Genomic DNA, 24,181 nt, shown 5'->3' on the forward strand with positions numbered 1-24,181 from the left:
GGCAAGCGTGAAGGCGACATCACGGTCGTCGGAGCGGCGGGTCTTAATCGCGAACCGGTATGGTAAAGTGGCGCACTTTTTCGAGGGGACTGTCACTGTGTGGGAATTGGTCAAATCCGGCGGCTGGATGATGCTGCCGATCATTCTGAGTTCCATCGCGGCCATGGCGATTGTCGCCGAGCGCCTGTGGACCCTGCGCGCCAGTCGCGTCACCCCCGAGCACTTGTTGGGCCAGGTCTGGGTCTGGATCAAGGACAAGCAGCTCAATAAAGAAAAACTCAAGGAATTGCGCGCCAATTCGCCGCTGGGGGAAATCCTCGCCGCAGGCCTGGCCAACTCCAAGCATGGTCGCGAGATCATGAAAGAGTGCATCGAAGAGGCCGCCGCCCGGGTCATTCACGAGCTCGAGCGCTACATCAACGCACTCGGCACCATTGCTGCCATGGCGCCGTTGCTGGGTTTGCTCGGCACTGTGCTCGGCATGATCGACATCTTCAGCGCGTTCACCGGTTCCGGCATGACCACCAATGCCTCGGTTCTGGCCGGTGGTATCTCCAAAGCGCTGATCACCACGGCTGCGGGCCTGATGGTCGGTATTCCGGCGGTGTTCTTCCACCGTTTCCTGCAACGCCGCATCGACGAGCTGGTGGTGGGCATGGAGCAGGAAGCGATCAAACTGGTTGAAGTGGTGCAGGGCGACCGTGACGTCGACCTGGCTGAGGGCCGCGCGTGAAATTCCGTCGCAAGCCCCGGGAAACCGTAGACATCAACCTCGCGTCGCTGATCGACGTGGTGTTCATCCTCCTGCTGTTTTTCGTCGTGACCACCACATTTACTCGCGAAACCCAATTGCGCGTGGATCTGCCGGAAGCCGTCAGCGGCTCGCCGGCCGAAGATCAGCAACTCAAGCAACTGGATGTCGCCATCAGCGCCGAAGGCGTGTTTTCGGTGAATAACAAGATTCTGCCGAAAAACGATCTGGCGACGCTGATGGAAGCCATGCAGAAGGAATCCAACGGCGATACCAGCATGCCGTTGTCGATCAGTGCCGATGGCAAGGCCCAGCATCAATCAGTGATCACCGCCATGGACGCTGCCGGCAAGCTCGGTTTCAGCCATCTGCGCATGACCACGGTCGAGGCGGCGCCTAAATCCTGATGAGCCTGTCTGATCGCTTGCTCGCCGCGTGGTATCAGGGGCACCCGGCCCTGACGCTGTTGCGGCCGCTGGAAATGCTCTATCGGCGCGTCGTCATCGGCAAGCGCCAGCGTTTTCTCGACGGTGAAGGCGAAATCTATCAGCCGCCGGTGCCATTGATCGTGGTTGGCAACATCACGGTCGGCGGCACCGGCAAGACGCCGATGATTCTCTGGTTGATCGAGCATTGCCGGCGCAGGGGGTTGCGCGTCGGCGTGGTCAGTCGTGGTTACGGCGCCACACCGCCGCAGTTGCCCTGGCGGGTCGAGGCCGATCAAAGCGCCGAGATTGCTGGCGATGAACCCTTGCTGATCGTGCAACGCACGGGCGTGCCGCTGATGATCGACCCCAATCGCAGCGCCGCCGTCAAAGCCTTGTGCGCCAGTGAGCCGCTGGATCTGATCCTCTCCGACGATGGCATGCAGCACTACCGACTGGCGCGGGATCTGGAGCTGGTGCTGATCGACGCCGCCCGTGGCCTGGGCAATAAGCGCTGCTTGCCGGCAGGTCCTTTGCGCGAGCCGATCGAACGTCTGCAAAGCGTTGACGGCGTGCTGTTTAACGGTGCCGCCGAGGACCGCGAAGACGGTTTCGCTTTCCGCCTGCAACCCACCGCGCTGATCAATCTGTGCAGTGGCGAACGCAAACCGCTTGATCATTTTGCGGCCGGGCAGGCGCTGCATGCGGTGGCCGGGATCGGTAATCCGCAACGTTTCTTCAATACCCTCGAAGCGCTAGACTGGCGGCCAGTCCCCCATGCGTTTGCCGATCACGCCGAGTACAGCGTGCAGGCCTTGAATTTCACACCGTCATTGCCATTGGTGATGACTGAAAAGGACGCGGTGAAGTGCCGTGCCTTCGCGGCTGCCGACTGGTGGTATCTAGCGGTCGATGCCGTGCCGTCGCCGGCCTTCGTGGCCTGGTTCGACACACAGCTGATACGCCTGTTGCCGGATCGTCTTTTGCCTTAACTCTTTTATCCAGGGAATGTTCATGGACACCAAATTGCTCGACATCCTCGCGTGCCCTATCTGCAAAGGCCCGCTCAAGCTCAGCGCCGACAAGACCGAACTGATCAGCAAGGGCGCCGGCCTGGCGTACCCGATCCGTGACGGCATCCCGGTCATGCTCGAAAGCGAAGCCCGCACCCTGACCACCGATGAGCGTCTGGATAAATGACCACTGCCTTCACCGTTGTCATTCCGTCGCGTTACGCTTCGACACGGCTGCCGGGTAAGCCGCTGCTGGACATTGCCGGCAAGCCGATGATCCAGCATGTCTGGGAACAGGCGAGCAAAAGCAGCGCCACTCGTGTGGTAGTGGCAACCGACGATGCGCGCATCGTCGAGGCTTGCAAGAGCTTTGGCGCCGAAGTGGTGCTGACCCGTGAAGATCACAACTCCGGCACCGATCGTCTGGCCGAAGTCGCGGCGAAACTGGGCCTTGAGCCTGACGCAATCGTGGTCAATGTGCAGGGCGACGAGCCGCTGATTCCGCCAAGCGTGATCGATCAGGTTGCCGCCAACCTCGCGGCCCACACCGAAGCGCGCATGGCCACGCTGGCCGAGCCGATCGAAGACGTGGAAACCCTGTTCAACCCGAACGTGGTCAAGGTCGTCAGCGACCTCAATGGTCTGGCGCTGACCTTCAGCCGTGCAACCTTGCCGTGGGCGCGCGATGCGTTTGCCAAGAGCCGCGAGCAAATGCCTGATGGCGTACCGTATCGTCGCCACATCGGCATTTATGCCTACCGCGCCGGATTCCTTCAGGACTTCGTGAGTTGGGGCCCGTGCTGGCTGGAAAACACTGAATCGCTGGAGCAACTGCGTGCCCTGTGGCACGGCGTGCGGATTCATGTCGCCGATGCGCTGATCGCGCCGCCGACCGGTGTCGACACCGTCGAAGACCTTGAGCGCGTTCGTCGCCTGCTGGGGGCCTGATGCGGGTTCTGTTTGTGTGCCTGGGCAACATCTGTCGTTCGCCTACGGCTGAAGGCGTGCTGCGCCGCAAATTGCGTGAAGCGGGGCTGGCGGATCAGGTCGAAGTGGCCTCCGCGGGCACCGGTGACTGGCACGTTGGCAACGCGCCGGACAAGCGCAGCCAGGCGGCGGCCAAGGTGCGCGGCTATGATTTGTCGGCGCAACGCGCGCAGCAAGTCAGCTGTGCCGATTTCGCCAGTTACGATTTGATCCTGGCCATGGACAACAGCAATCTGCGCAACCTCAAGGCGCTGCAACCGTCCACTGGCAAGGCCGAACTGGATCTGTTCCTGCGGCGTTATGCCGGTGTCGTCGATGAAGTGCCGGACCCGTATTACGACGGCGACCAGGGTTTCGAGCAGGTGCTGGATCTGATCGAAGCGGCCTGTGACCAACTGCTGATCGAAGTAAAGGGCCGCTTATGAGTCTGTTGGTGCAACCCCGGGTTTCCCTGAAACCGTTCAACAGTTTTGGCGTGGACGTTCACGCGCAGCTGTTCGCCGAAGCCCACTGCGATGCCGATGTCCGCGAAGCGCTGGCGTATGCCGAGTCTCACGATGTGCCTTTGCTGGTCATCGGTGGCGGCAGCAATTTGCTGCTGACCGCTGACATTGCGGCGCTGGTGCTGCGCATGGCCACGCGCGGTATCCGCGTGATCAGCGATGACGGCAGTCGCGTGGTGGTCGAAGCCGAAGCGGGCGAGCCGTGGCACCCCTTCGTACAGCACACTTTGGCGCAGGGTTTATCGGGGCTGGAAAATCTCAGCCTGATCCCCGGCACCGTTGGCGCTGCGCCGATGCAAAACATCGGTGCCTACGGCGTCGAGATCAAGGATGTGTTCGCCGGGCTCACCGCGCTGGATCGCCACACTGGCGAACTGCGCGATTTCAGCCTGGAAGAATGCAACTTTGCCTACCGTGACAGCGTGTTCAAGCAGCAGCCGGGGCGTTGGCTGATTCTGCGGGTGCGTTTTACGCTCGACCGCGTCGCGCATCTGCATCTGGAATACGGCCCGGTGCGTCAGCGCCTGACCGAACAGGGCATCGAGCAACCGACGCCCACTGACGTCAGCCGCGCAATCTGCAGCATCCGCAGCGAAAAACTGCCGGACCCCGCAGTGCTCGGCAATGCCGGCAGCTTTTTCAAGAATCCGTTGGTGCCGGCAGCGCTGGTGGCGCAGATCAAGAAGCAGCATCCGGATCTGGTGGCCTACGCCCAACCGGACGGGCAGATGAAACTGGCCGCCGGTTGGCTGATTGAACGTGCCGGCTGGAAGGGTTTCCGTGAGGCCGATGCCGGCGTGCATAAGTTGCAGGCGCTGGTGCTGGTCAACTACGGCGCGGCGACCGGCCTGCAGTTGCTCGATTTGGCGCAGCGTATCCAGAAAGACATTAGCGAACGTTTCAATGTCGAACTGGAAATGGAGCCCAATCGGTATTGAGGCAGCTACAAGCTACAAGCTATAAGCTTCAAGCGGCAAGCTACACTGCGTCATGAGTGCCAAACCGCTTTTTCTTGCAGCTTGTAGCTTATAGCCAGCAACTTTGCACCTTGCAGTTTGTAGCTGAAAGCTCGCAACTGAAAAGCCCTGTCTCAGCAGGGCTTTTTTGTTAATACTGGGTTAACTTAGCGAGCTAACGATACCGTTCATTTGCTCCACCAAAGGCCCGGTGCAGACCTTCCCGTCGGCACAAGAGAGCCCATTAGCCTGAGTCGATCTGCGCGAACCCACCGCTGACTTTCCGGCGGCAGATTGCTCGACCCCATAACCTCCAAAAATATGCGGGCGTGCCCATGATTACCCTGAAACTCAATGGCCAAGACCATTCACTTGATGTCACCGAAGACATGCCGCTGTTGTGGGCGATTCGTGATGTCGCCGGTTACAACGGCACCAAATTCGGTTGCGGCATGGGCCTGTGTGGCGCTTGCACCATTCATATTGATGGTTTGCCGGCGCGCAGTTGCATTACGCCGATCGGCTCGGTAGTCGGCCAGAACGTCACTACTATCGACAACCTGCACGCCGACCCTGTCGGGCAAGTCGTCCAGCGAGCCTGGCTCGACAGCGCCGTGGCCCAGTGCGGGTTTTGTCAGGGCGGGCAGATCATGTCGGCCACCGCTTTGCTCAAGACCAATCCCGACCCGAGCGACGAGCAGATCGAAGAAGCCATGGTCGGCAACATTTGCCGCTGCGGCACCTATAACCGGATCAAAACCGCGATTCGCCAGGCTTCCACCCACCTGAAGGAGGCCAAGGCATGAGTCGCCTGCCGAACGATTTCGCCCTGAGCAATCTCAGTCGCCGTGGCTTCCTTAAAGGCGCAACCGCCACCGGTGCATTGGTGCTGGCGGCGAGTTGGGGTTGGCAGGATGCGTTGGCCGAAGACAAGCCGAAGCAGTTCGGTGCCGATGGCATGCCCAACGGCTGGATCGACGATCCGAAGGTCTACGTCAGCATCGCCAGCGACGGCACGGTGACTGTTGTGTGCAACCGCTCCGAGATGGGCCAGGGCGTGCGCACCAGTCTGACCATGGTTGTCGCCGACGAACTGGAAGCTGATTGGGCGCACGTCAAAGTGCAGCAGGCGCCGGGCGATGAAGTGCGTTTCGGCAACCAGGACACCGACGGTTCGCGCAGTATGCGTCACTGGTACGAGCCGATGCGCCGTTGCGGCGCGGCAGCCCGTACGATGCTTGAGCAAGCGGCAGCTGCGCAATGGAAAGTGCCGCTGGGCGAATGCCATGCGCAATTGCACAAAGTCATTCACAAGCCGTCCGGACGTGAACTGGGTTATGGCGAGCTCGCCGCTGCGGCCAGTGCGTTGGCGGTACCGGCGCGTGACAGTCTGCGCCTCAAGCAGTCGTCGGAATTTCGCTACATCGGCAAGGAAGGCACCAAAGCCATCGACGGTGACGACATCGTCAAAGGCCGCGCGGTATACGGCGCCGACGTGCATTTCGACGGCATGCTGTACGCGACCATCGCCCGTCCGGCAGTGTACGGCGGCAAGGTCAAATCCGTGGATGACAGCGCGGCGCTGAAAGTGCCCGGCGTGATAAAAGTCATGCAGATCGAAGGCCGTCCACTGCCTTCGGAGTTTCAACCGTTGGGCGGTGTGGCCGTGGTTGCCAGCAACACCTGGGCGGCAATCAAGGGCCGCGAGGCGCTGAAGATCGAGTGGGACGACGGCCCGAACGCCAGTTACGACTCGATCGCTTATCGCAAGGAACTGGAGGCCGCGTCACTGAAGCCCGGCAAAGTGGTGCGCAATACCGGCGATATCGACAAGGCGCTGAGCAGTGCGGCCAGCAGCCTGGAAGCTTCTTATTATTTGCCGCATCTGGCGCAGGCACCGATGGAACCGATGGTGGCCATCGCCCGTTTCAATAACGGCGTTTGCGAGGCTTGGGCGCCGAGCCAGGCACCGCAGGTGACGCGTGAGCGTATCGCTGAGCGTCTGGGGCTGCCATTCGATAACGTCACCGTCAATGTGACGCTGCTGGGTGGCGGTTTCGGGCGCAAGTCGAAACCGGACTTCGTCATTGAAGCGGCCATCCTCGCCAAGGAGTTTCCTGGCAAGGCCGTGCGGGTGCAGTGGACGCGCGAGGACGACGTGCACAACTCGTATTTCCATACTGTGTCCGCTGAATACCTGAAAGCGGGCGTAGGCAAGGACGGCATGCCGTCCGGCTGGTTGCATCGCACCGTGGCGCCGAGCATCACCGCGCTGTTTGCGCCGGGCATGAACCACGAAGCTGCGTTCGAACTGGGCATGGGCTTCACCAACATGGCCTACGCCATTCCCAATGTGCGTCTGGAAAACCCCGAAGCGAGGGTGCACACACGGGTCGGCTGGTATCGCTCGGTGTCGAACATTCCTCATGGTTTCGCGATCCAGAGTTTCGTCGATGAACTGGCGCACAAGGCCGGAGTTGATCCGCTCAAATATCAGATCAAACTGCTTGGCCCGGACCGGCAGATCGATCCGCGCACCTTGAGCGAAGAGTGGAATTACGGCGAATCCCCTGAGCGTTATCCGATCGACACCGGTCGTATGCGCGCCGTGCTCGAAACCGCGGCCAAGGCAGCCGGTTGGGGTCGTCAACTGCCAAAGGGGCGTGGCCTGGGGCTGGCGGTGCATTACAGCTTCGTCACTTACGTGGCGGCGGTGATAGAAGTCGAGGTCGAGGATGATGGCACGCTGATCGTGCACAAGGCTGACATCGCTGTGGATTGCGGGCCGCAGATCAATCCTGAACGCATTCGCTCACAGTTCGAGGGCGCATGCGTGATGGGCCTGGGCAACGCCGTGCTGGGTGAAATCAGTTTCGAGGACGGCAAGGTTCAGCAGGACAATTTCCATATGTACGAAGTGGCGCGCATGTCGCTGGCGCCGAAGGAAGTTGCCGTGCATCTGGTCACGCCACCGGGCGATGCGCCGTTGGGCGGCGTCGGTGAGCCGGGCGTACCGCCGATTGCGCCGGCACTGTGCAATGCGATCTTCGCCGCTACCGGCAAACGCATCCGCAACCTGCCGGTGCGTTATCAGTTGCAGGGCTGGCAGAAGGCAGAGGCCTGATGGACAGCGTCGATCTGAATGTCCTGCGCAGCGTGCTTGAATGGCGCCGCGCCGGTCAGCGGGTGGTGCTGTTCAGTGTGGTGCAGACCTGGGGCACGGCGCCGCGGTCGCCCGGCGCCATGCTCGCCTTGCGCGAGGATGGCGTGGTAATTGGCTCGGTGTCCGGCGGCTGTGTCGAGGATGACTTGATCGCCCGGCTGCACGACGGGCGCATTGCCACCGACGGGCCACCGGTGCAACTGATCACCTATGGCGTCACGCGTGAAGAGGCGGCGCGGTTCGGCTTGCCGTGTGGCGGCACGTTGCGCCTGACAGAAGAGCGGGTCGGCGACCCGGCGTGGGTCGCCGAACTGCTTGCGCGATGTGAGGCCCACGAGATCGTTGCCCGTGAGTTGAACATTGAAACGGGTGACGTGGTGTTGGCGCCCGCGAGCAAATCCGACGCGCTGACGTTCGATGGCAAAACCCTGCGCGCGATTTACGGACCGCGCTGGCGTCTGCTGTTGATCGGCGCCGGTCAGTTGTCGCGGTATGTGGCGGACATGGCGCGGCTGCTGGATTTCGAGGTGCTGATCTGCGATCCGCGCACCGAGTTCGTCTACGGCTGGGAAGAACACCACGGTCGTTTCGTTCCGGGTATGCCGGATGATGCGGTGCTGAACATTCAGACCGACGAGCGCACGGCGATTGTCGCGCTGACCCACGATCCGCGGCTGGACGACATGGCGTTGCTCACCGCGCTTGATTCGCCGGCCTTTTATGTCGGCGCGCTGGGTTCGCGGGTCAACAGTCAGAAACGCCGGGAGAATCTGGCTCAGCTAGGCTTGTCAGTAGACGCGATCAAGCGTTTGCACGGGCCGATCGGTCTGCACATCGGCAGCCACTCGCCGGCGGAAATTGCCTTGTCCTTGCTCGCGGAGATCGTGGCGATCAAGAACGGAGTCGAGTTGAAACAGAAGAAGTCAATGGAGGGCGTATGAGTCATTCCATCGCGGTGATCGTGTTGGCAGCGGGCGAGGGCAGCCGCTTTCGCCAGGTGGCGGGCGCGGACAAGGACAAGTTACTGGCCGATTGCACCGGTCGCGATGGCGCCGTGCGTTCGGTGATCGAGCACGTGCTGGTGAACCTGCCGGCCAGTCTCGACAAGCGCGTGCTGGTGACGACTGAAGCGCGACCGCAAGCGATGCGCATGGCGCAGGCTTATGGCTGTGAAGTGGTCTCGATCAAGTCGACCGGCATGGGCGACAGCATTGCCGCAGGCGTGGCGACGTGTCCGGAGGTTGATGGCTGGCTGATCGTGCTGGGAGATATGCCGTTTATCTTGCCGTCGAGTATCGAACGGGTGGCGGCTGCGATGGCTGACGATGCGGTGAGTGTGCCGGTGCAGGATGGCGAGTTTGGGCATCCTGTGGGGTTTGGACGTTCGTTTGGCTCGGGGTTGCTGGCGTTGAGCGGTGATCGCGGGGCCAGGCCCTTGTTCAAGCAGGGAAGGGTGGTTGAGGTGACGGTGGATGATCCTGGGGTGATGTGGGATATCGATGTGCCTGAAGCTTTGGTGTTCGCTTAATCGCCCTCACCCTAACCCTCTCCCTCCGGGGGAGGGCTGGGGTGAGGGGGATGGATCTACAACCCACCACAAAAATCGAGAGAAAAAAAAGCCCCGCCTGACGAATCAGGCGGGGCTTTTTAATGGCTTACGGAATCAGACGAGTGGTTTAGGCTCGTGTTCTTTTTCCTGGGCCTCTTCGTGTTGCTGTGCCGCGTCCTGAACGGAGCGTGGCGCTTCAGCGATCACCGATTCAACCGTAGCTTCTTCGGCAGTCGGGGCAGGCGCTGCCTCAACCACTTCAGCAACCACTGGCTCGGCAACGACCGGAGCAGAAGCTGCTGCCAGCTCGGCTTCCTTCGCCAGACGCTCTTCTTCACGCTTGCGACGACGCACTTCACGCGGGTCGTTTGGTGCGCGGCCGTTTGGTGCCAGGGCGCTGGCCGGAGCAGTTTCAACCACTGGGGCGGGTGCTTCGGCAATCACTGGAGCCTCGACGACTGGCGCTTCAACGATTGGCGCTGGAGCCGGTTCGGCAACCTTGGCTTCTTCAACCACTGGCGCTTCGTATGCAGGCGCTGGTGTTTCAGCGGCCGCAGGCTCAGCTACCCAGTTGAATGCAGTCTGCTCTTCGCGAACTTCACGCACGGTTTCGGTCACGGTTTCAGCGACGGTTTTGACAACCGGCTCTGCAGCGACGACCGGTGCCTCGACGACTGGCGCAGGTTCGGCAGCAGGTTCAGCAAATGCTTCAAACTGAGCCTGGGTTTCACGAGCCGGTGCTACTTCAACTTCCGGAGCTGCTGTCACTTCCACTGGAGTGGTGGCTTCAACAACCGGTGCTTCTACTGGAGCAGTTTCCAGAGTCGCGGCGGTGGCACGTTCGGCTTGCTCGTGAGCTTGTGCTTCAGCCGGAGCGCTGATCACGCTGCTGGCGACGGCGGTGGTCACGGCCAGGCCAGCGGCCAGATCGGCAGTGCTTGGGCCTTCAGCGTTTTCGTCGGACTCGGACTCTTCCGAACCTTCGATCACGTTGCCATTGGCATCACGCTGACGCTCACGACGGTTGCTGCGACGGCGCTGACCGCGGGAGCGACGACGTGGGCGATCGCCTTCGGCGCTCTCCGAACCGTCTTCCGGCAATTGCTCTTCGTTGCTGATGACTTCTTCTTCATCGGCAACGGCAGCAGCGGCCTGCTCGGCGCGCGGTTGGCGTTCTTCACGCGGTGGACGCGGTGCGCGCTCTTCACGTGGCTGACGGGCCGGACGCTCTTCAGCGGTCACGGCAGCGGCAGCGGCTACAGCTGGAGCGGCATCCAGTGGCTCGCGCAGTTCACGAACACGTTCTTCACGCTCGCCACGTGGCTTGCGATCTTCACGTGGAGCACGTGGTGCACGCTCTTCACGCGGGGCGCGGGGTGCGCGTTCTTCGCGGGCGGCTGGCGCTTCGGTGCGGGCTTCACGAGGCTCGCGAACTTCACGGGGTTCACGAGGCTGACGCTCTTCACGCGGCTCACGTGGGGCGCGCTCTTCACGCGGTGCACGTTCTTCGCGCGGCTTGCGTTCTTCATCGCGGCGACCGTTACGGTTGCGGCTCTGCTGACGACCGTTGCGACGCTCTTCGTTACGGGCCGGACGTTCGGTGGCCGGTTTTTCAACCACCACCGGAGCGGCTGGCTCTTCCTTGGTAGCGAACAGGCTGACCAACGACTTCACCAGACCTTTGAACAGGCTTGGTTCTGGTATGGCAGCCGGAGCAGGCGCTGGTGCGGCAGGTGCAGCAACTTCGGTCGGAACCGGAGCGTTAGCGCGAGCCGGGGCAGTCTTGACCGCGGCTTCCTGGCGAACCAGGGTGCGGGTCGCAGCGGCTGGCTGGACTTCTTCGACTTCGGCAGCGGCCGCAGCGATTTCGTAGCTGGACTGGTTGGTCGCGGCTTCCGGGCTGTCATCACGCAGACGCTGAACTTCGAAGTGCGGCGTTTCGAGGTGATCGTTCGGCAGAATGATGATGCGGGCACGGGTGCGCAGTTCGATCTTGGTGATCGAGTTGCGTTTTTCGTTGAGCAGGAACGCAGCAACCGGGATCGGCACCTGGGCGCGGACTTCGGCGGTGCGGTCTTTCAGTGCTTCTTCTTCGATCAGGCGCAGGATCGCCAGCGACAGCGATTCAACGTCGCGGATGATGCCGGTGCCGTTGCAACGCGGGCAAACGATGCCGCTGCTTTCGCCCAGCGATGGACGCAGGCGCTGACGGGACATTTCCAGCAGGCCGAAGCGCGAGATACGGCCGATCTGCACGCGAGCGCGGTCGGCTTCCAGGCATTCGCGGACTTTCTCTTCCACGGCGCGCTGGTTCTTGGCAGGGGTCATGTCGATGAAGTCGATGACGATCAGGCCGCCGATGTCGCGCAGGCGCAACTGACGGGCGATTTCTTCAGCCGCTTCAAGGTTGGTCTGCAGAGCGGTTTCTTCGATGTCGCTGCCTTTGGTGGCGCGGGCCGAGTTGATGTCGATGGACACCAGGGCTTCGGTCGGATCGATAACGATGGAGCCGCCGGAAGGCAGTTCGACGACGCGCTGGAAAGCGGTCTCGATCTGGCTTTCGATCTGGAAACGGTTGAACAGCGGAACGCTGTCTTCGTACAGCTTGATCTTGCTGGCGTACTGCGGCATCACCTGGCGGATGAAGGTCAGGGCTTCGTCCTGGGCTTCAACGCTGTCGATCAACACTTCGCCGATGTCCTGGCGCAAGTAATCGCGGATAGCGCGGATGATCACGTTGCTTTCCTGGTAGATCAGGAATGGCGCGGCGCGATCCAGCGAGGCTTCTTTGATGGCGGTCCAGAGTTGCAGCAGGTAATCGAGGTCCCACTGCATTTCTTCGCTGCTGCGGCCAAGGCCGGCAGTGCGCACGATCAGACCCATGTCGGCTGGAGCAACCAGACCGTTCAGCGCTTCACGCAGTTCGTTGCGCTCTTCGCCTTCGATGCGACGGGAGATACCGCCGGCACGCGGGTTGTTCGGCATCAGTACGAGGTAACGACCGGCCAGGCTGATGAAGGTGGTCAGGGCTGCGCCCTTGTTGCCACGTTCTTCTTTCTCGACCTGAACGATGACTTCCTGGCCTTCGCTCAGGACGTCCTTGATGTTGACGCGGCCTTCAGGGGCTTTCTTGAAGTATTCGCGGGAAATTTCTTTGAGGGGCAGGAAGCCGTGGCGCTCAGAGCCGAAGTCGACAAAGGCAGCCTCAAGGCTTGGTTCGATGCGAGTGATCTTGCCTTTATAGATATTGGCTTTTTTCTGCTCGCGTGCACCGGATTCGATGTCCAGGTCGTAGAGGCGTTGGCCATCTACCAGTGCAACACGCAACTCTTCGGGTTGAGTTGCGTTAATCAGCATTCTTTTCATGTAGTACCGTCGGTTTCCGGGCTGCCGGAAACGGCGTTCGGCACACACGACTTCTCACGGTCGGTGTCAGGTGCGTCGGGAGTGGTTGGCCATTCCCGTGTCCAGCGATTGCGGCCAATTGGGCCGAGACCGCGACGTACGCGTCCTGCTTGCTGTGGCTACTTAAGCACTCAGTCAGGAGGAGGAATCAACCAGTGGCTGTGGACGAGATGAAGCGTCTTGATAAAGCCTAATGCTACACAGTCCAGCGGTTGTGCATCTCCACCCTACACGTATCCCTGATAATTCGGGTGCTGCCGCGCGCAGAATCCGCAACGGGTTGGCATTTACCGTGAGCTCCGAAAGGGGAGGTCACGCATCATGGCTAATTTAGGCGTTGTTTCCGAAGCCTTCGCTCGGGGTCATTCACAGCTGACTGCACTTTGTGAACTGGCCTTGAATGTTTGCCTGCCAGGCGAGTAAAAACTCTGCTCGGCGGTGTGATTCAGGCCTTATGTCACCTGCGCTTGTTACAACTGCAAACTCCACCGTTACGTAGCGAAAGCCCCGTAGGACGGCCTCGCGTCCTGGTGAATTGCGTTGGTCAGGGCCGGTTTTTGACCGTGGTGCCGCTGTCCAGGCCGCTTTTGGCGGCGTTCGCGACTATAGCAGCAATGATTAAGTGCTTCAAATCCATAAAAATTGTTATCATCCGCGCCATGACAACTACTGCCCCTTCGACTCCAGGCGTTCAACTGCTTGAAGTCTCGCCGGAGTATGCCGGCCAACGAATCGACAATTTTCTCCTCGCCCGGCTAAAAGGTGTGCCCAAGACTTTGATTTACCGCATTTTGCGCAAAGGCGAAGTGCGTGTGAACAAAGGTCGGATCAAGCCCGAATACAAGCTGCAGGCCGGTGATGTCGTGCGCGTGCCGCCCGTTCGCGTGCCTGAGCGTGACGAACCGGTGCCTCTGGCTCAGGGCCTTTTGCAGCGCCTCGAAGCCTCGATCGTCTTCGAAGATAAAGCCCTGATCGTGATCAACAAGCCTGCGGGCATTGCGGTTCACGGTGGCAGCGGCTTGAACTTCGGTGTGATCGAAGCCTTTCGTCAGTTGCGTCCGGATACCAAAGAGCTGGAGCTGGTCCACCGTCTCGACCGCGACACTTCCGGCCTGCTGATGATTGCCAAGAAGCGCAGCATGCTCCGTCACTTGCACGAGCAGTTGCGCGGCGATGGTATCGACAAGCGCTACATGGCGCTGGTTCGGGGCAACTGGGCGACGTCGATCAAGAAAGTCAGCGCGCCATTGCTCAAGAGCAATTTGCGTTCCGGCGAGCGCATGGTTGAAGTCAATGAAGAAGGCAAAGAAGCCCTGACCCTGTTCAAGGTGCTGCGCCGCTTTGGCGACTTCGCGACCATGGTCGAAGCCAAGCCTGTGACCGGTCGTACCCACCAGATTCGCGTTCACACCCTGCACGCCGGGCATTGCATTGCTGGCGACAGCAAGTATGGCGACGAGGGTTTCACCAAGGAAATCCGCGATCTGGGCGGCAAGCGCCTGTTCCTGCATGCTTACATGCTGACCGTGCCGCTGCCGGATGGCGGCAAGCTGACCTTGCAGGCGCCGGTCGATGAAATGTGGGCCAAGACCGTGGAGCGATTGAGTGCGCCCATCTGATTACAAACTGCTGATTTTCGATTGGGACGGCACCCTGGCCGATTCCATTCATCGGATCGTCGAGGCCATGCATTCGGCGTCCGGGCGCTCCGGTTTCGAGTTGCGTGATGATTTTGCCGTCAAAGGCATCATCGGTCTTGGCCTGCCCGAGGCGATACGCACCTTGTATCCCGAAATCAGCGATGCCGAAATGACCTTGTTTCGTGAGTATTACGCTGATCACTACATTGCGGCAGAGGCTGTGCCTTCGCCGCTGTTTGAGGGCGTCGTTGAATCGATGACGTCCTTTCGTGAGCAGGGTTATCACCTGGCTGTCGCGACCGGCAAGAATCGGCGCGGACTGGATCGGGTGCTCAAGGCCAACGGCTGGGAAGAGTATTTCGACATTACCCGTGCGGCCGATGAAACTGCGAGCAAGCCGCACCCTCTGATGCTGGAGCAGATACTTGCTCATTGCGGTGTGCGTGCGGACCAGGCGCTGATGGTCGGGGATTCGTCCTTCGATCTGCTGATGGCGCGTAACGCGGGGATGGATTCGGTGGCTGTCAGTTATGGCGCGCAATCGATCGAGGCGTTGAAGCTGTTTGAACCGCGTCTGTCGATCGACCGTTTTTCCGAATTGCATGCTTGGCTGGCACAGCAGGCTTAATACGTTTTTGCTGGGGTGGATGGCATGACCGACGAATGGAAAGCACCGGCCAAGGCAAGTGCCGACGGCGGTGACGAGAAGAGCTGGAAGCTGCTGGAAAAGACCCTTCTGGCGGGTGTGCAGGAACAGCGTCGTTCGCGGCGCTGGGGGATTTTCTTCAAATTTCTGACGTTTGCTTACCTGTTTGTCGCGTTGATCCTGTTCACGCCGCTGATGGACATGGAAAAAAGCGCGACTCGCGGCGAGAACTACACCGCGCTGATCGACGTCACCGGCGTGATCGCCGACAAAGAACCGGCCAGTGCCGACAACATTGTCGGCAGCCTGCGCGCTGCGTTCGAGGACAAGAAGGTGAAGGGTGTCATCCTGCGGATCAACAGTCCGGGTGGCAGTCCTGTGCAGTCCGGTTATGTGTATGACGAAATCAAGCGTCTGCGTGGCTTGCACCCGGAGATCAAGCTGTACGCGGTGATTTCCGATCTCGGCGCGTCTGGTGCGTATTACATCGCCAGCGCCGCGGATCAGATCTACGCCGACAAGGCGAGTCTGGTCGGCTCCATTGGTGTGACAGCGGCCGGTTACGGCTTTGTTGGCACCATGGAGAAGCTGGGAGTCGAGCGTCGCACGTACACGTCTGGCGAGCACAAATCGTTCCTTGATCCGTTCCAGCCGCAGAAGCCTGAAGAAACGGCGTTCTGGCAAGGTGTGCTGGACACCACGCACAAACAGTTCATCAACAGCGTCAAGCAGGGGCGTGGCGATCGCCTGAAGGACAAAGAGCATCCGGAGCTGTTCTCCGGGCTGGTCTGGTCTGGCGAGCAGGCGCTGCCGCTAGGCTTGATCGATGGTCTGGGGAGTGCCAGTTCGGTGGCGCGTGATGTGGTCGGCGAGAAAGAGTTGGTCGACTTTACTGTTCAGGAATCGCCGTTTGACCGCTTCTCGAAGAAACTTGGCGCCAGTGTGGCCGAGCAGTTGGCGATGTGGATGGGTTTCCACGGGCCATCGTTGCGTTAATTGGTTGTAGCGATCAAAAGATCGCAGTCTGCGGCAGCGCCTGCAGGTTCGATGTTCATTCGCATTATTTGCGATGACGCGAACCCTGTAAGAGCTTTCGCAGGCTGCGATCTTTTGCTTTAAGGAATCTGTACGCCTTCAAGTAGCAGCATGTCGATCAGGCGAATCAGCGGCAAGCCGACCAGGCTGGTAGCGTCAGGGCCTTCGGTGGACTGGAACAGGCTCACGCCCAACCCTTCAGCCTTGAAGCTGCCCGCGCAGTCGTAAGGCTGCTCGATGTGCAAATAACGCTCGACCCGTGCCTGATCGAGCTGGCGCATGTGCACGGTAAACGGCACGCAGTCGACCTGGCATTGCCCTGTCTGGCTGTTGAGCAGCGCAAGGCCGGTCAGGAAGGTCACGCTGGCGCCGCTGGCGGCCATCAGTTGCTCGCGGGCCTTGTCGAAAGTGTGCGGCTTGCCGACGATCCGGTCGCCGAGGACGGCCACCTGGTCGGAGCCAATAATCAGATGAGCAGGGTGGCTGTCGGCCAATGCTCGGGCCTTTTGTTCGGCAAGACGTTTGACCAGCTCGATTGCCGGTTCGCCGGGGCGGTGGCTTTCATCGATATCTGGCGAGCTGCAGACGAACGGCAGGTGCAGGCGGGAGAGCAATTCCCGGCGATAAGTCGAGCTTGAAGCAAGTAATAAAGGCAGCATTTGCGTCTCCTGAGGCAGGTGTGAATTCTAGCGGAGGCACGCAAGTGACGGACAGGGCACAATTTCCTTTGACATGGGTGGGGGCATCCCTATAATGCTGCGCCTATGTTGAATGACCCGATTCCACCTCACGTTGACCCGCGCAAATTGGCTGATCGTGGCACCACCATCCAAGGTGAGCTGCTGCTGGCCGATTTGAAGAGACTCTGCGACCCGCTTTCCGACACTGTCGGTACGGTGCAGGCGAAATTCGTTTTTGAACGAGATGAACGTAAATCTGTGGTAATCCACAGCTTTATCGACACCGAGGTCAAAATGGTTTGCCAGCGTTGTCTTGAGCTGGTCACCCTGCCGATCCACAGCGAATGCAGTTACGCTGTGGTTAAGGAGGGTGCGAATACCCAGTCGTTACCGAAAGGTTATGACGTGCTGGAACTGGGCGAAGATCCATTGGATCTGCAGTCACTGGTCGAGGAGGAGCTTTTGCTTGCCTTGCCTATTGTGCCTGCTCATCATCCGGAAGAATGCCAGCAGCCGGCGGGGTCAGATGAGCCCGAACCGAGCGAGGACGAGGTAACGCGGTCCAACCCGTTCAGTGTATTGGCGCAGTTAAAGCGTGACCCAAACGTTTAGGAGTTAATCAATTATGGCTGTTCAGCAGAACAAAAAATCCCGCTCTGCCCGTGACATGCGTCGTTCGCACGACGCCCTGACGGCGAGCACTCTGTCTGTAGAAAAAACCACTGGTGAAATTCACCTGCGTCACCACGTATCGCCAGAAGGCGTATACCGTGGCCGTAAAGTGATCGACAAGGGCGCTGACGAGTAATCACTTGTCTGCTCAAGTCATCGCGATTGACGCAATGGGCGGGGACTTCGGTCCCCGCAGCATTGTTCAGGCCAGCCTTGCTTGCCTGTCTGCTACGCCCTCGCTGCACCTGACCCTCGTCGGTCAACCCTCCCTTCTTGAAGAATTGATCAACGGCCAATCGGCTGCCGATCGCGCGCGCCTGACGATTGTGGCGGCCAGCGAAGTCATCACCATGGACGAAAAACCGACTCAGGCCCTGCGTGGCAAGCCGGACTCGTCGATGCGTGTTGCCCTTGAACTGGTGCGTGATGGCAAGGCTCAAGCCTGTGTCAGTGCCGGTAATACCGGTGCGTTGATGGCGCTGTCGCGGTATGTGCTGAAGACCTTGCCGGGTATCGACCGTCCCGCGATGGTTGCCGCCATTCCGACGCAGAAAGGTTATTGCCAGTTGCTTGATCTTGGCGCCAACGTCGATTGCAGTGCGGAACATCTGTTGCAGTTTGCGGTGATGGGCTCGGTGGCGGCACAGACGCTGGGTATTGCTCGCCCTCGGGTGGCGTTGCTGAACATCGGCACCGAAGACATCAAGGGCAATCAGCAGGTCAAGTTGGCGGCAACGCTGTTGCAGGCGGCCAGAGGCATCAACTACATCGGTTTCGTCGAAGGTGACGGCCTGTATCGCGGTGAGGCGGATGTGGTGGTGTGCGACGGGTTTGTCGGCAACATTCTGCTCAAGTCCAGCGAAGGCCTGGCGACGATGATTGCTGCGCGCATTGAGGCGCTGTTCAAAAAGAACATGGCTTCGCGCGCAATCGGTGCCTTGGCGCTGCCATTGATGAAGCGCTTGCAGGCGGATCTGGCGCCGGCGCGACACAATGGGGCAAGCTTCCTTGGCTTGCAGGGCATTGTGGTGAAAAGCCACGGTTCGGCGGGAGTTCAGGGCTTTCAGAGTGCGATTCAGCGTGCGCTGATCGAGATTCAGGAGAACCTGCCAGAGCGTCTTCACGGGCGTCTGGAGGATTTGTTGTCTTAGGCGTTTTCGTCGGACAATGCTTAAATGTGACCGCCCGGTTCAAAGGGCCATCCAACTGTCAGTTTCTTGCGTCCCCCAGTGGGGCGTCATTTTCCGACGACAAGATCATTAGGGGCTTGTTACATGTCTGCTTCCCTCGCATTCGTCTTTCCAGGACAAGGTTCGCAGTCCCTCGGCATGCTGGCCGAGCTGGGCGCGCAACATCCACTGATCCTCGAAACGTTCCAAGAAGCCTCCGCTGCTCTGGGTTATGACCTGTGGGCACTGACCCAGCAGGGGCCGGAAGAGCTGCTTAATCAAACCGACAAAACCCAACCGGCCATTCTGACCGCATCGATCGCCTTGTGGCGTCTGTGGCTGGCTGAAGGTGGCGCGCGTCCGGCATTTGTTGCCGGTCACAGCCTGGGTGAATACAGCGCGCTGGTGGCTGCCGGCAGCCTGAGTCTGGCTGATGCGGTAAAGCTCGTTGAGCGCCGTGGCCAGCTGATGCAGGAAGCGGTTCCGGCCGGGCAGGGCGGCATGGCTGCCATTCTGGGTCTGGAAGACGCTGACGTGCTGGCGGCCTGTGCTGAAGCGGCGCAGGGCGAAGTGGTCAGTGCCGTCAACTTCAACTCCCCGGGCCAGGTTGTAGTGGCCGGTGCCAAGGCTGCCGTCGAGCGCGCCATTGAAGGCTGCAAGGCGCGTGGCGCCAAGCGTGCCATGCCGCTGCCGGTGAGCGTGCCGTCGCACTGCGAGCTGATGCGTCCGGCTGCCGAGCGCTTTGCTGAATCCATCGCCGCCATTGACTGGCAGGCGCCGCAGATCCCGGTGGTACAGAACGTCAGCGCACAAGTGCCGGCCGATCTGGAAACCCTCAAGCGCGATCTGCTCGAACAACTCTACAAGCCAGTACGCTGGGTCGAGTCCGTACAGACACTGGCCGCCAGGGGCGCGACCAATCTGGTCGAATGTGGCCCCGGCAAAGTACTGGCCGGTCTGAACAAACGTTGCGCCGAAGGCGTTTCGACTTCCAACCTCAATACCCCAGACGCTTTCGCTGCCGCTCGTGCAGCGCAGGCCTGAATCAGGAGAAACTTGCATGAGTCTGCAAGGTAAAGTTGCACTGGTCACCGGTGCAAGCCGCGGTATCGGCCAGGCTATCGCACTGGAACTGGGCCGTCAGGGCGCCATCGTTGTGGGTACCGCAACCTCCGCCAAGGGTGCCGAGGCGATTGCCGCGACGCTCAAAGAGCACGGCATTCAGGGTACCGGTCTGGAACTCAACGTCACCAGCGACGAATCCGTCAGCAAAGTGATCGCGACCATTCAGGAGCAGTTCGGTGCACCGGCAATTTTGGTCAATAATGCCGGCATCACCCGCGATAACCTGATGATGCGCATGAAAGATGACGAATGGTACGACGTGATCGATACCAACCTGAACAGTCTGTATCGCCTGTCCAAGGGCGTTTTGCGCGGCATGACCAAAGCCCGTTGGGGTCGAATTATCAGTATTGGCTCGGTGGTGGGTGCCATGGGCAACGCAGGCCAAGTAAACTATGCAGCCGCCAAGGCCGGTCTGGAAGGTTTCAGCCGTGCAATGGCGCGTGAAGTCGGTTCGCGTTCGATTACGGTCAACTCGGTAACCCCAGGGTTTATCGACACCGATATGACCCGCGAATTGCCTGAAGCACAGCGTGAAGCCTTGCAGACGCAGATTCCGCTGGGTCGTCTGGGACAAGCTCAAGAGATCGCGTCTGTGGTCGCTTTTCTTGCATCCGACGGTGCGGCATACGTAACTGGGGCTACAATCCCGGTGAACGGTGGGATGTACATGTAAGTAAAATGTGACGGATTGCTTCAAAAAAATGTCATACGAGCTGTCTAAAATCCGTTATAAAGCTGCAATCTATTTATAGGCAGAGGGCCGCAGGGTTTGAGGAGTGAAGCTTTCAGTTGAAAAACTGAAAAGTCTTTCTATACACTTACCCACTGGCCAGCTGCCTGAATTTGTCCATTAGGAGTGAAAACAAGGTATGAGCACCATCGAAGAGCGCGTCAAGAAAATCGTTGCCGAGCAACTGGGTGTTAAAGAAGAAGAAGTGGTTAACACCGCTTCCTTCGTAGAAGACCTGGGTGCCGACTCCCTTGACACCGTTGAGCTGGTGATGGCTCTGGAAGAGGAATTCGAGACCGAAATCCCTGACGAAGAAGCTGAGAAGATCACTACTGTACAAGCTGCAATCGATTACGTTACAAACCACCAGGCTTAATAGCTTGTAATCGTTGCTTGCTGTCATGGAAAAACCGCACTGCCATCACGGCGTGCGGTTTTTTCTTTAGGCCTGATGCAAAGTCGTCATTTGAAAAAGGAGAGTGCTGTGTCGCGTAGACGCGTCGTAGTCACCGGTATGGGTATGTTGTCGCCACTGGGCACGGATGTGCCAAGCAGTTGGCAGGGCATTCTGGCTGGCCGCAGTGGCATTGGTCTGATCGAACACACCGACCTTTCTGCCTATTCCACCCGCTTTGGCGGCTCGGTAAAGGGCTTCAATGTCGAGGAATACCTGTCGGTCAAGGAAGCGCGCAAGCTCGACCTGTTCATTCAGTACGGTCTCGCGGCTGGCTTTCAGGCCGTACGCAACGCTGGTCTGGAAGTCACTGACGCCAACCGCGAACGCATTGGCGTGGCCATGGGTTCGGGCATCGGCGGTCTGACCAATATCGAAGAAACCAGCCGTACTTTGCATGAGACGGGCCCGCGTCGAATCTCGCCATTCTTCGTGCCAGGCTCGATCATCAATATGATTTCCGGTTTCCTGTCCATCCATCTGGGCGCACAGGGACCTAACTACGCCATCGCTACAGCGTGTACCACCGGTACGCACTGCATCGGCATGGCGGCGCGCAACATCATGTACGACGAAGCCGACGTGATGATTGCCGGCGGTGCCGAAATGGCCGCATGCGGTCTGGGCATGGGCGGCTTCGGCGCTTCCCGTGCGCTGTCGACGCGCAACGACGAGCCAACTCGCGCCAGCCGTCCCTGGGACAAGGGTCGTGATGGTTTCGTACTGTCCGACGGTGCCGGTGCACTGGTGCTCGAAGAACTCGAACACGCCAAGGCGCGCGGCGCGACCATTTACGCCGAGCTGATCGGTTTCGGCACCAGTGGCGATGCGTTCCACATGACTTCGCCACCTGCCGACGGCGCGGGTGCAGCTCGCTGCATCACCAACGCCTTGCGCGACGCGAAGATCAACGCCGATCAAGTGCAGTACATCAATGCCCACGGCACTTCGACCCCGGCCGGCGACCTAGCCGAGGCCAACGCGATCAGGTCGGTGTTCGGCGAGCACGCCTATAAACTGGCGGTCAGCTCCACCAAGTCCATGACCGGTCACCTGCTGGGTGCGGCGGGCGCGGTCGAGGCGATCTTCAGCATCCTGGCGATCAACAGCCAGGTGGCGCCGCCAACCATCAACCTTGATGAGCCGGACGAAGGCTGTGATCTCGATTTCGTGCCGCACACCGCGCGCAACATGGACATCGATGTCGTGCTGTCGAACTCCTTCGGCTTTGGCGGCACCAACGGTACCTTGGCGTTCCGTCGGTTCGCAGGCTGATGGACGGCTGGGTCGACGGTCAACCGGCAGACACTCTGTCGCTCAAAGACCGCGGCCTGGCTTACGGCGATGGTCTGTTCGAGACCATTGCCGTGCACGACGGCCAGCCGGTATTGCTTGATCGACACATGACGCGGCTGGCCGATGGCTGCTCGCGTCTGGCTATCACTGCCGATATCGAACTGATTCGCCAGGAACTGCTGAGCTACGCTGCCGCGATGGGCGAGGGTGTGCTTAAACTCATCCTCACCCGTGGCGACGGTTTGCGCGGTTACGCGCCTGACACTGCGGCGCCGGGTCGACGCATTCTGCAAGGCAATCCGCCGGCGGCTTATCCTGCTGCGCACGCCGAATATGGCATCCGCCTGTTTCCGTGCAACACGCGTCTGTCCAGGCAGCCATTGCTTGCCGGACTCAAACACCTCAATCGACTGGAACAAGTACTCGCCCGCGCCGAATGGCAAGACAGCGAGCACGCTGAAGGCTTGATGCTTGATCAGGCCGGTCGAGTGATCGAAGGGGTGTTCAGCAACGTGTTTCTGGTGCGCGATGGTGTGTTGATCACGCCCGATCTGAAACGCTGCGGTGTCGCCGGTGTGATGCGCGCGGAAATATTGTTTCAGGCCGAGTCATTGGCCATCCCCACCCAAACCGTCGATATCGGCCTGGAACAGCTGCAATGGGCCGATGAAGTGTTTGTCTGCAACAGCGTATATGGCGTCTGGCCGGTACGCGCCTACGCTGCACTGAGCTGGCCGGTTGGCCCGCTCACCCGTAAACTGCAAACCATTGCCCGCGCCCTACTGGATGCCTGATTTGTGAGACGTAAATTATTGCTGCTGCTGGAAACCGGACTGGTTCTGGCAGGGCTGCTGTTGGGCGCCAGCGCCTGGAAGATTCACTCCGCGCTGGAACAGCCCCTGAACATCACGCAGGAAGAACTGCTGGATGTGCCGAAAGGCTCTACACCGACCCGTACCTTCCTTGGACTCGAAAGCGATGGCGTCATCAAAGACGCTTTCTGGCTACGGGTCTATTGGCGTTTCAACCTTGCTGGCACGCCGATCCACACTGGCGAATACCGCATGCAGCCCGGGATGACCGTCAACGGTCTGATCGATTCGTGGAAGCGTGGCGACGTGGTTCAGTACAGCCTGACGCTGGTTGAGGGCTGGAATTTCCACCAGGTGCGTGCTGCGCTGGCCAAAGATGAAAAAATCGAGCAGACCCTCAATGGTTTGAGCGACAGCGACGTGATGGCGAAGATTGGCCACAAGGGCCTGTTCCCGGAAGGCCGTTTCTTCCCCGATACCTATCGTTTCGTGCGCGGCGTGTCTGATACCGAGCTGCTGAAAAAGGCTTTTGAGCGTCTCGACGAAGTGCTGGCCAAAGAGTGGGAAAAACGCGCTGCCGATGTGCCGTACAAAGAACCTTATCAAGCGCTGATCATGGCGTCACTGGTCGAGAAGGAAACCGGTGTACCGCAGGAACGCGGCGAGATTGCCGGGGTTTTTGTACGCCGGATGGCGCTGGGCATGCAGCTGCAGACCGATCCGACGGTGATCTATGGTTTGGGCGATCGCTATACCGGCAAGTTGACCCGCGCTCACCTCAAGGAGCCGACGCCCTATAACACTTACGTGATTCCCGGCTTGCCGCCGACGCCGATTGCGATGGTCGGGCGTGAAGCCATTCACGCGGCGCTGAACCCGGTGGGCGGCACCAGCCTCTACTTTGTTGCCCGTGGCGACGGTAGCCATGTGTTCTCTGACGATCTCGATGCGCACAACAATGCGGTGCGTGAATTTCAGCTCAAGCGCCGTGCCGATTACCGCTCCAGCCCGGCGCCGGCAACTACGCCGGAAGCGGCACCGGCCGCCGAGGAGTCGATTCCTGCGGCATCGCCGAATACTGCGCCCGAGTCGCTGCCGCAGGTTCCGACTGAGGAATCCGTGCCGACTCCTGACGCCGACGCACCACAAAACACGCAATGACTTTTA

At 60.0% G+C, this 24,181-nt stretch carries 25 protein-coding genes; 23 read left to right on the forward strand and 2 right to left on the reverse strand.

The window, feature by feature from the left end:
* Positions 1 to 97 precede the first annotated feature (97 nt).
* The 11 genes from AB4P91_RS13315 (at position 98) to AB4P91_RS13365 (ending at position 9,326) form a co-directional block, all read left to right on the forward strand.
* The gene (locus tag AB4P91_RS13315) at positions 98 to 733 is read left to right on the forward strand and encodes a MotA/TolQ/ExbB proton channel family protein (RefSeq protein WP_042560451.1); all 636 of its coding nucleotides are present in this window, start codon (positions 98 to 100) and stop codon (positions 731 to 733) included.
* Positions 730 to 1,158 carry a biopolymer transporter ExbD gene (locus tag AB4P91_RS13320; protein WP_042560450.1) on the forward strand — a complete coding sequence of 143 codons (429 nt, stop codon included), beginning with the start codon at positions 730 to 732 and terminating at the stop codon, positions 1,156 to 1,158. Before AB4P91_RS13315 ends, AB4P91_RS13320 begins: the two co-directional genes overlap by 4 nt.
* Positions 1,158 to 2,168, forward strand: coding sequence for a tetraacyldisaccharide 4'-kinase (gene lpxK, locus AB4P91_RS13325; protein WP_150593025.1), 1,011 nt, complete (start codon positions 1,158 to 1,160; stop codon positions 2,166 to 2,168). Before AB4P91_RS13320 ends, lpxK begins: the two co-directional genes overlap by 1 nt.
* Positions 2,169 to 2,190: 22 nt before the next feature.
* Positions 2,191 to 2,376 (forward strand): Trm112 family protein, encoded by a 186-nt coding sequence (locus tag AB4P91_RS13330; RefSeq protein ID WP_003174668.1) that lies wholly within the window; start codon positions 2,191 to 2,193, stop codon positions 2,374 to 2,376.
* On the forward strand, positions 2,373 to 3,137 hold the full coding sequence (gene kdsB / locus AB4P91_RS13335; RefSeq protein WP_150593026.1) for a 3-deoxy-manno-octulosonate cytidylyltransferase: 765 nt from the start codon (positions 2,373 to 2,375) through the stop codon (positions 3,135 to 3,137). Before AB4P91_RS13330 ends, kdsB begins: the two co-directional genes overlap by 4 nt.
* The gene (locus AB4P91_RS13340) at positions 3,137 to 3,601 is read left to right on the forward strand and encodes a low molecular weight protein-tyrosine-phosphatase (RefSeq protein WP_395604928.1); all 465 of its coding nucleotides are present in this window, start codon (positions 3,137 to 3,139) and stop codon (positions 3,599 to 3,601) included. Before kdsB ends, AB4P91_RS13340 begins: the two co-directional genes overlap by 1 nt.
* Complete coding sequence (gene murB / locus AB4P91_RS13345) at positions 3,598 to 4,617, forward strand: UDP-N-acetylmuramate dehydrogenase (protein ID WP_150686834.1); 1,020 nt, start codon at positions 3,598 to 3,600, stop codon at positions 4,615 to 4,617. The genes AB4P91_RS13340 and murB overlap by 4 nt, the downstream gene beginning before the upstream one ends.
* Positions 4,618 to 4,970: 353 nt before the next feature.
* Entirely contained in the window at positions 4,971 to 5,441 is a 471-nt protein-coding gene (locus AB4P91_RS13350; protein WP_150593029.1) for a (2Fe-2S)-binding protein, read from the forward strand.
* Positions 5,438 to 7,759 carry a molybdopterin cofactor-binding domain-containing protein gene (locus AB4P91_RS13355; RefSeq protein WP_395604929.1) on the forward strand — a complete coding sequence of 774 codons (2,322 nt, stop codon included), beginning with the start codon at positions 5,438 to 5,440 and terminating at the stop codon, positions 7,757 to 7,759. Before AB4P91_RS13350 ends, AB4P91_RS13355 begins: the two co-directional genes overlap by 4 nt.
* Positions 7,759 to 8,739, forward strand: coding sequence for an XdhC family protein (locus AB4P91_RS13360; RefSeq protein ID WP_150593031.1), 981 nt, complete (start codon positions 7,759 to 7,761; stop codon positions 8,737 to 8,739). The genes AB4P91_RS13355 and AB4P91_RS13360 overlap by 1 nt, the downstream gene beginning before the upstream one ends.
* Entirely contained in the window at positions 8,736 to 9,326 is a 591-nt protein-coding gene (locus AB4P91_RS13365) for a nucleotidyltransferase family protein (protein WP_395604930.1), read from the forward strand. The genes AB4P91_RS13360 and AB4P91_RS13365 overlap by 4 nt, the downstream gene beginning before the upstream one ends.
* A 135-nt stretch (positions 9,327 to 9,461) precedes the next feature.
* Here the strand turns inward: AB4P91_RS13365 and rne are convergent, their stop codons facing one another.
* Positions 9,462 to 12,713, reverse strand: a complete 3,252-nt coding sequence (rne, locus tag AB4P91_RS13370; RefSeq protein ID WP_395604931.1) for a ribonuclease E — start codon at positions 12,711 to 12,713, stop codon at positions 9,462 to 9,464.
* Between the two features lie 698 nt (positions 12,714 to 13,411).
* On the opposite strand from rne, the gene rluC reads away from it, so the two are divergent.
* Genes rluC through sppA form a run of 3 tightly spaced genes read left to right on the forward strand, consistent with a single transcriptional unit; the run spans position 13,412 to position 16,034 of the window.
* Positions 13,412 to 14,371 (forward strand): 23S rRNA pseudouridine(955/2504/2580) synthase RluC, encoded by a 960-nt coding sequence (gene rluC / locus AB4P91_RS13375; RefSeq protein ID WP_150686830.1) that lies wholly within the window; start codon positions 13,412 to 13,414, stop codon positions 14,369 to 14,371.
* Positions 14,358 to 15,020: an HAD-IA family hydrolase gene (locus tag AB4P91_RS13380; RefSeq protein ID WP_150593035.1), complete on the forward strand. Its 663-nt coding sequence runs from the start codon at positions 14,358 to 14,360 to the stop codon at positions 15,018 to 15,020. Before rluC ends, AB4P91_RS13380 begins: the two co-directional genes overlap by 14 nt.
* A gap of 24 nt (positions 15,021 to 15,044) precedes the next feature.
* Positions 15,045 to 16,034, forward strand: coding sequence for a signal peptide peptidase SppA (gene sppA / locus AB4P91_RS13385; protein ID WP_150593036.1), 990 nt, complete (start codon positions 15,045 to 15,047; stop codon positions 16,032 to 16,034).
* Between the two features lie 119 nt (positions 16,035 to 16,153).
* On the opposite strand, the gene AB4P91_RS13390 is transcribed toward sppA, so the two are convergent.
* A complete protein-coding gene (locus AB4P91_RS13390; protein ID WP_395604932.1) occupies positions 16,154 to 16,732 on the reverse strand; it encodes a Maf family protein in 579 nt (192 codons plus the stop codon).
* Between the two features lie 105 nt (positions 16,733 to 16,837).
* Here AB4P91_RS13390 and AB4P91_RS13395 point away from each other — a divergent pair, with 105 nt between their 5' ends.
* The 9 genes from AB4P91_RS13395 (at position 16,838) to mltG (ending at position 24,175) form a co-directional block, all read left to right on the forward strand.
* Positions 16,838 to 17,365, forward strand: coding sequence for a YceD family protein (locus tag AB4P91_RS13395; RefSeq protein WP_042560436.1), 528 nt, complete (start codon positions 16,838 to 16,840; stop codon positions 17,363 to 17,365).
* 13 nt (positions 17,366 to 17,378) lie between these two features.
* The gene (gene rpmF / locus AB4P91_RS13400; RefSeq protein WP_008152339.1) at positions 17,379 to 17,561 is read left to right on the forward strand and encodes a 50S ribosomal protein L32; all 183 of its coding nucleotides are present in this window, start codon (positions 17,379 to 17,381) and stop codon (positions 17,559 to 17,561) included.
* A gap of 4 nt (positions 17,562 to 17,565) precedes the next feature.
* Positions 17,566 to 18,576, forward strand: a complete 1,011-nt coding sequence (gene plsX / locus AB4P91_RS13405) for a phosphate acyltransferase PlsX (RefSeq protein WP_080896053.1) — start codon at positions 17,566 to 17,568, stop codon at positions 18,574 to 18,576.
* A gap of 123 nt (positions 18,577 to 18,699) precedes the next feature.
* Complete coding sequence (gene fabD, locus AB4P91_RS13410; RefSeq protein ID WP_150596273.1) at positions 18,700 to 19,638, forward strand: ACP S-malonyltransferase; 939 nt, start codon at positions 18,700 to 18,702, stop codon at positions 19,636 to 19,638.
* A 16-nt stretch (positions 19,639 to 19,654) separates the two neighbouring features.
* Positions 19,655 to 20,395 (forward strand): 3-oxoacyl-ACP reductase FabG, encoded by a 741-nt coding sequence (gene fabG / locus AB4P91_RS13415; RefSeq protein ID WP_042560433.1) that lies wholly within the window; start codon positions 19,655 to 19,657, stop codon positions 20,393 to 20,395.
* Between the two features lie 196 nt (positions 20,396 to 20,591).
* Complete coding sequence (acpP, locus tag AB4P91_RS13420; protein WP_003442511.1) at positions 20,592 to 20,828, forward strand: acyl carrier protein; 237 nt, start codon at positions 20,592 to 20,594, stop codon at positions 20,826 to 20,828.
* A 108-nt stretch (positions 20,829 to 20,936) separates the two neighbouring features.
* On the forward strand, positions 20,937 to 22,181 hold the full coding sequence (gene fabF, locus AB4P91_RS13425) for a beta-ketoacyl-ACP synthase II (RefSeq protein WP_042560432.1): 1,245 nt from the start codon (positions 20,937 to 20,939) through the stop codon (positions 22,179 to 22,181).
* On the forward strand, positions 22,181 to 22,996 hold the full coding sequence (gene pabC, locus AB4P91_RS13430; protein WP_395602978.1) for an aminodeoxychorismate lyase: 816 nt from the start codon (positions 22,181 to 22,183) through the stop codon (positions 22,994 to 22,996). The genes fabF and pabC overlap by 1 nt, the downstream gene beginning before the upstream one ends.
* A gap of 3 nt (positions 22,997 to 22,999) precedes the next feature.
* Positions 23,000 to 24,175 (forward strand): endolytic transglycosylase MltG, encoded by a 1,176-nt coding sequence (gene mltG, locus AB4P91_RS13435; protein WP_150596272.1) that lies wholly within the window; start codon positions 23,000 to 23,002, stop codon positions 24,173 to 24,175.
* Positions 24,176 to 24,181 lie beyond the last annotated feature (6 nt).

The organism is Pseudomonas sp. B21128 (genome assembly GCF_044218865.1).
Taxonomy (GTDB): Bacteria; Pseudomonadota; Gammaproteobacteria; order Pseudomonadales; family Pseudomonadaceae; genus Aquipseudomonas; species Aquipseudomonas iridis.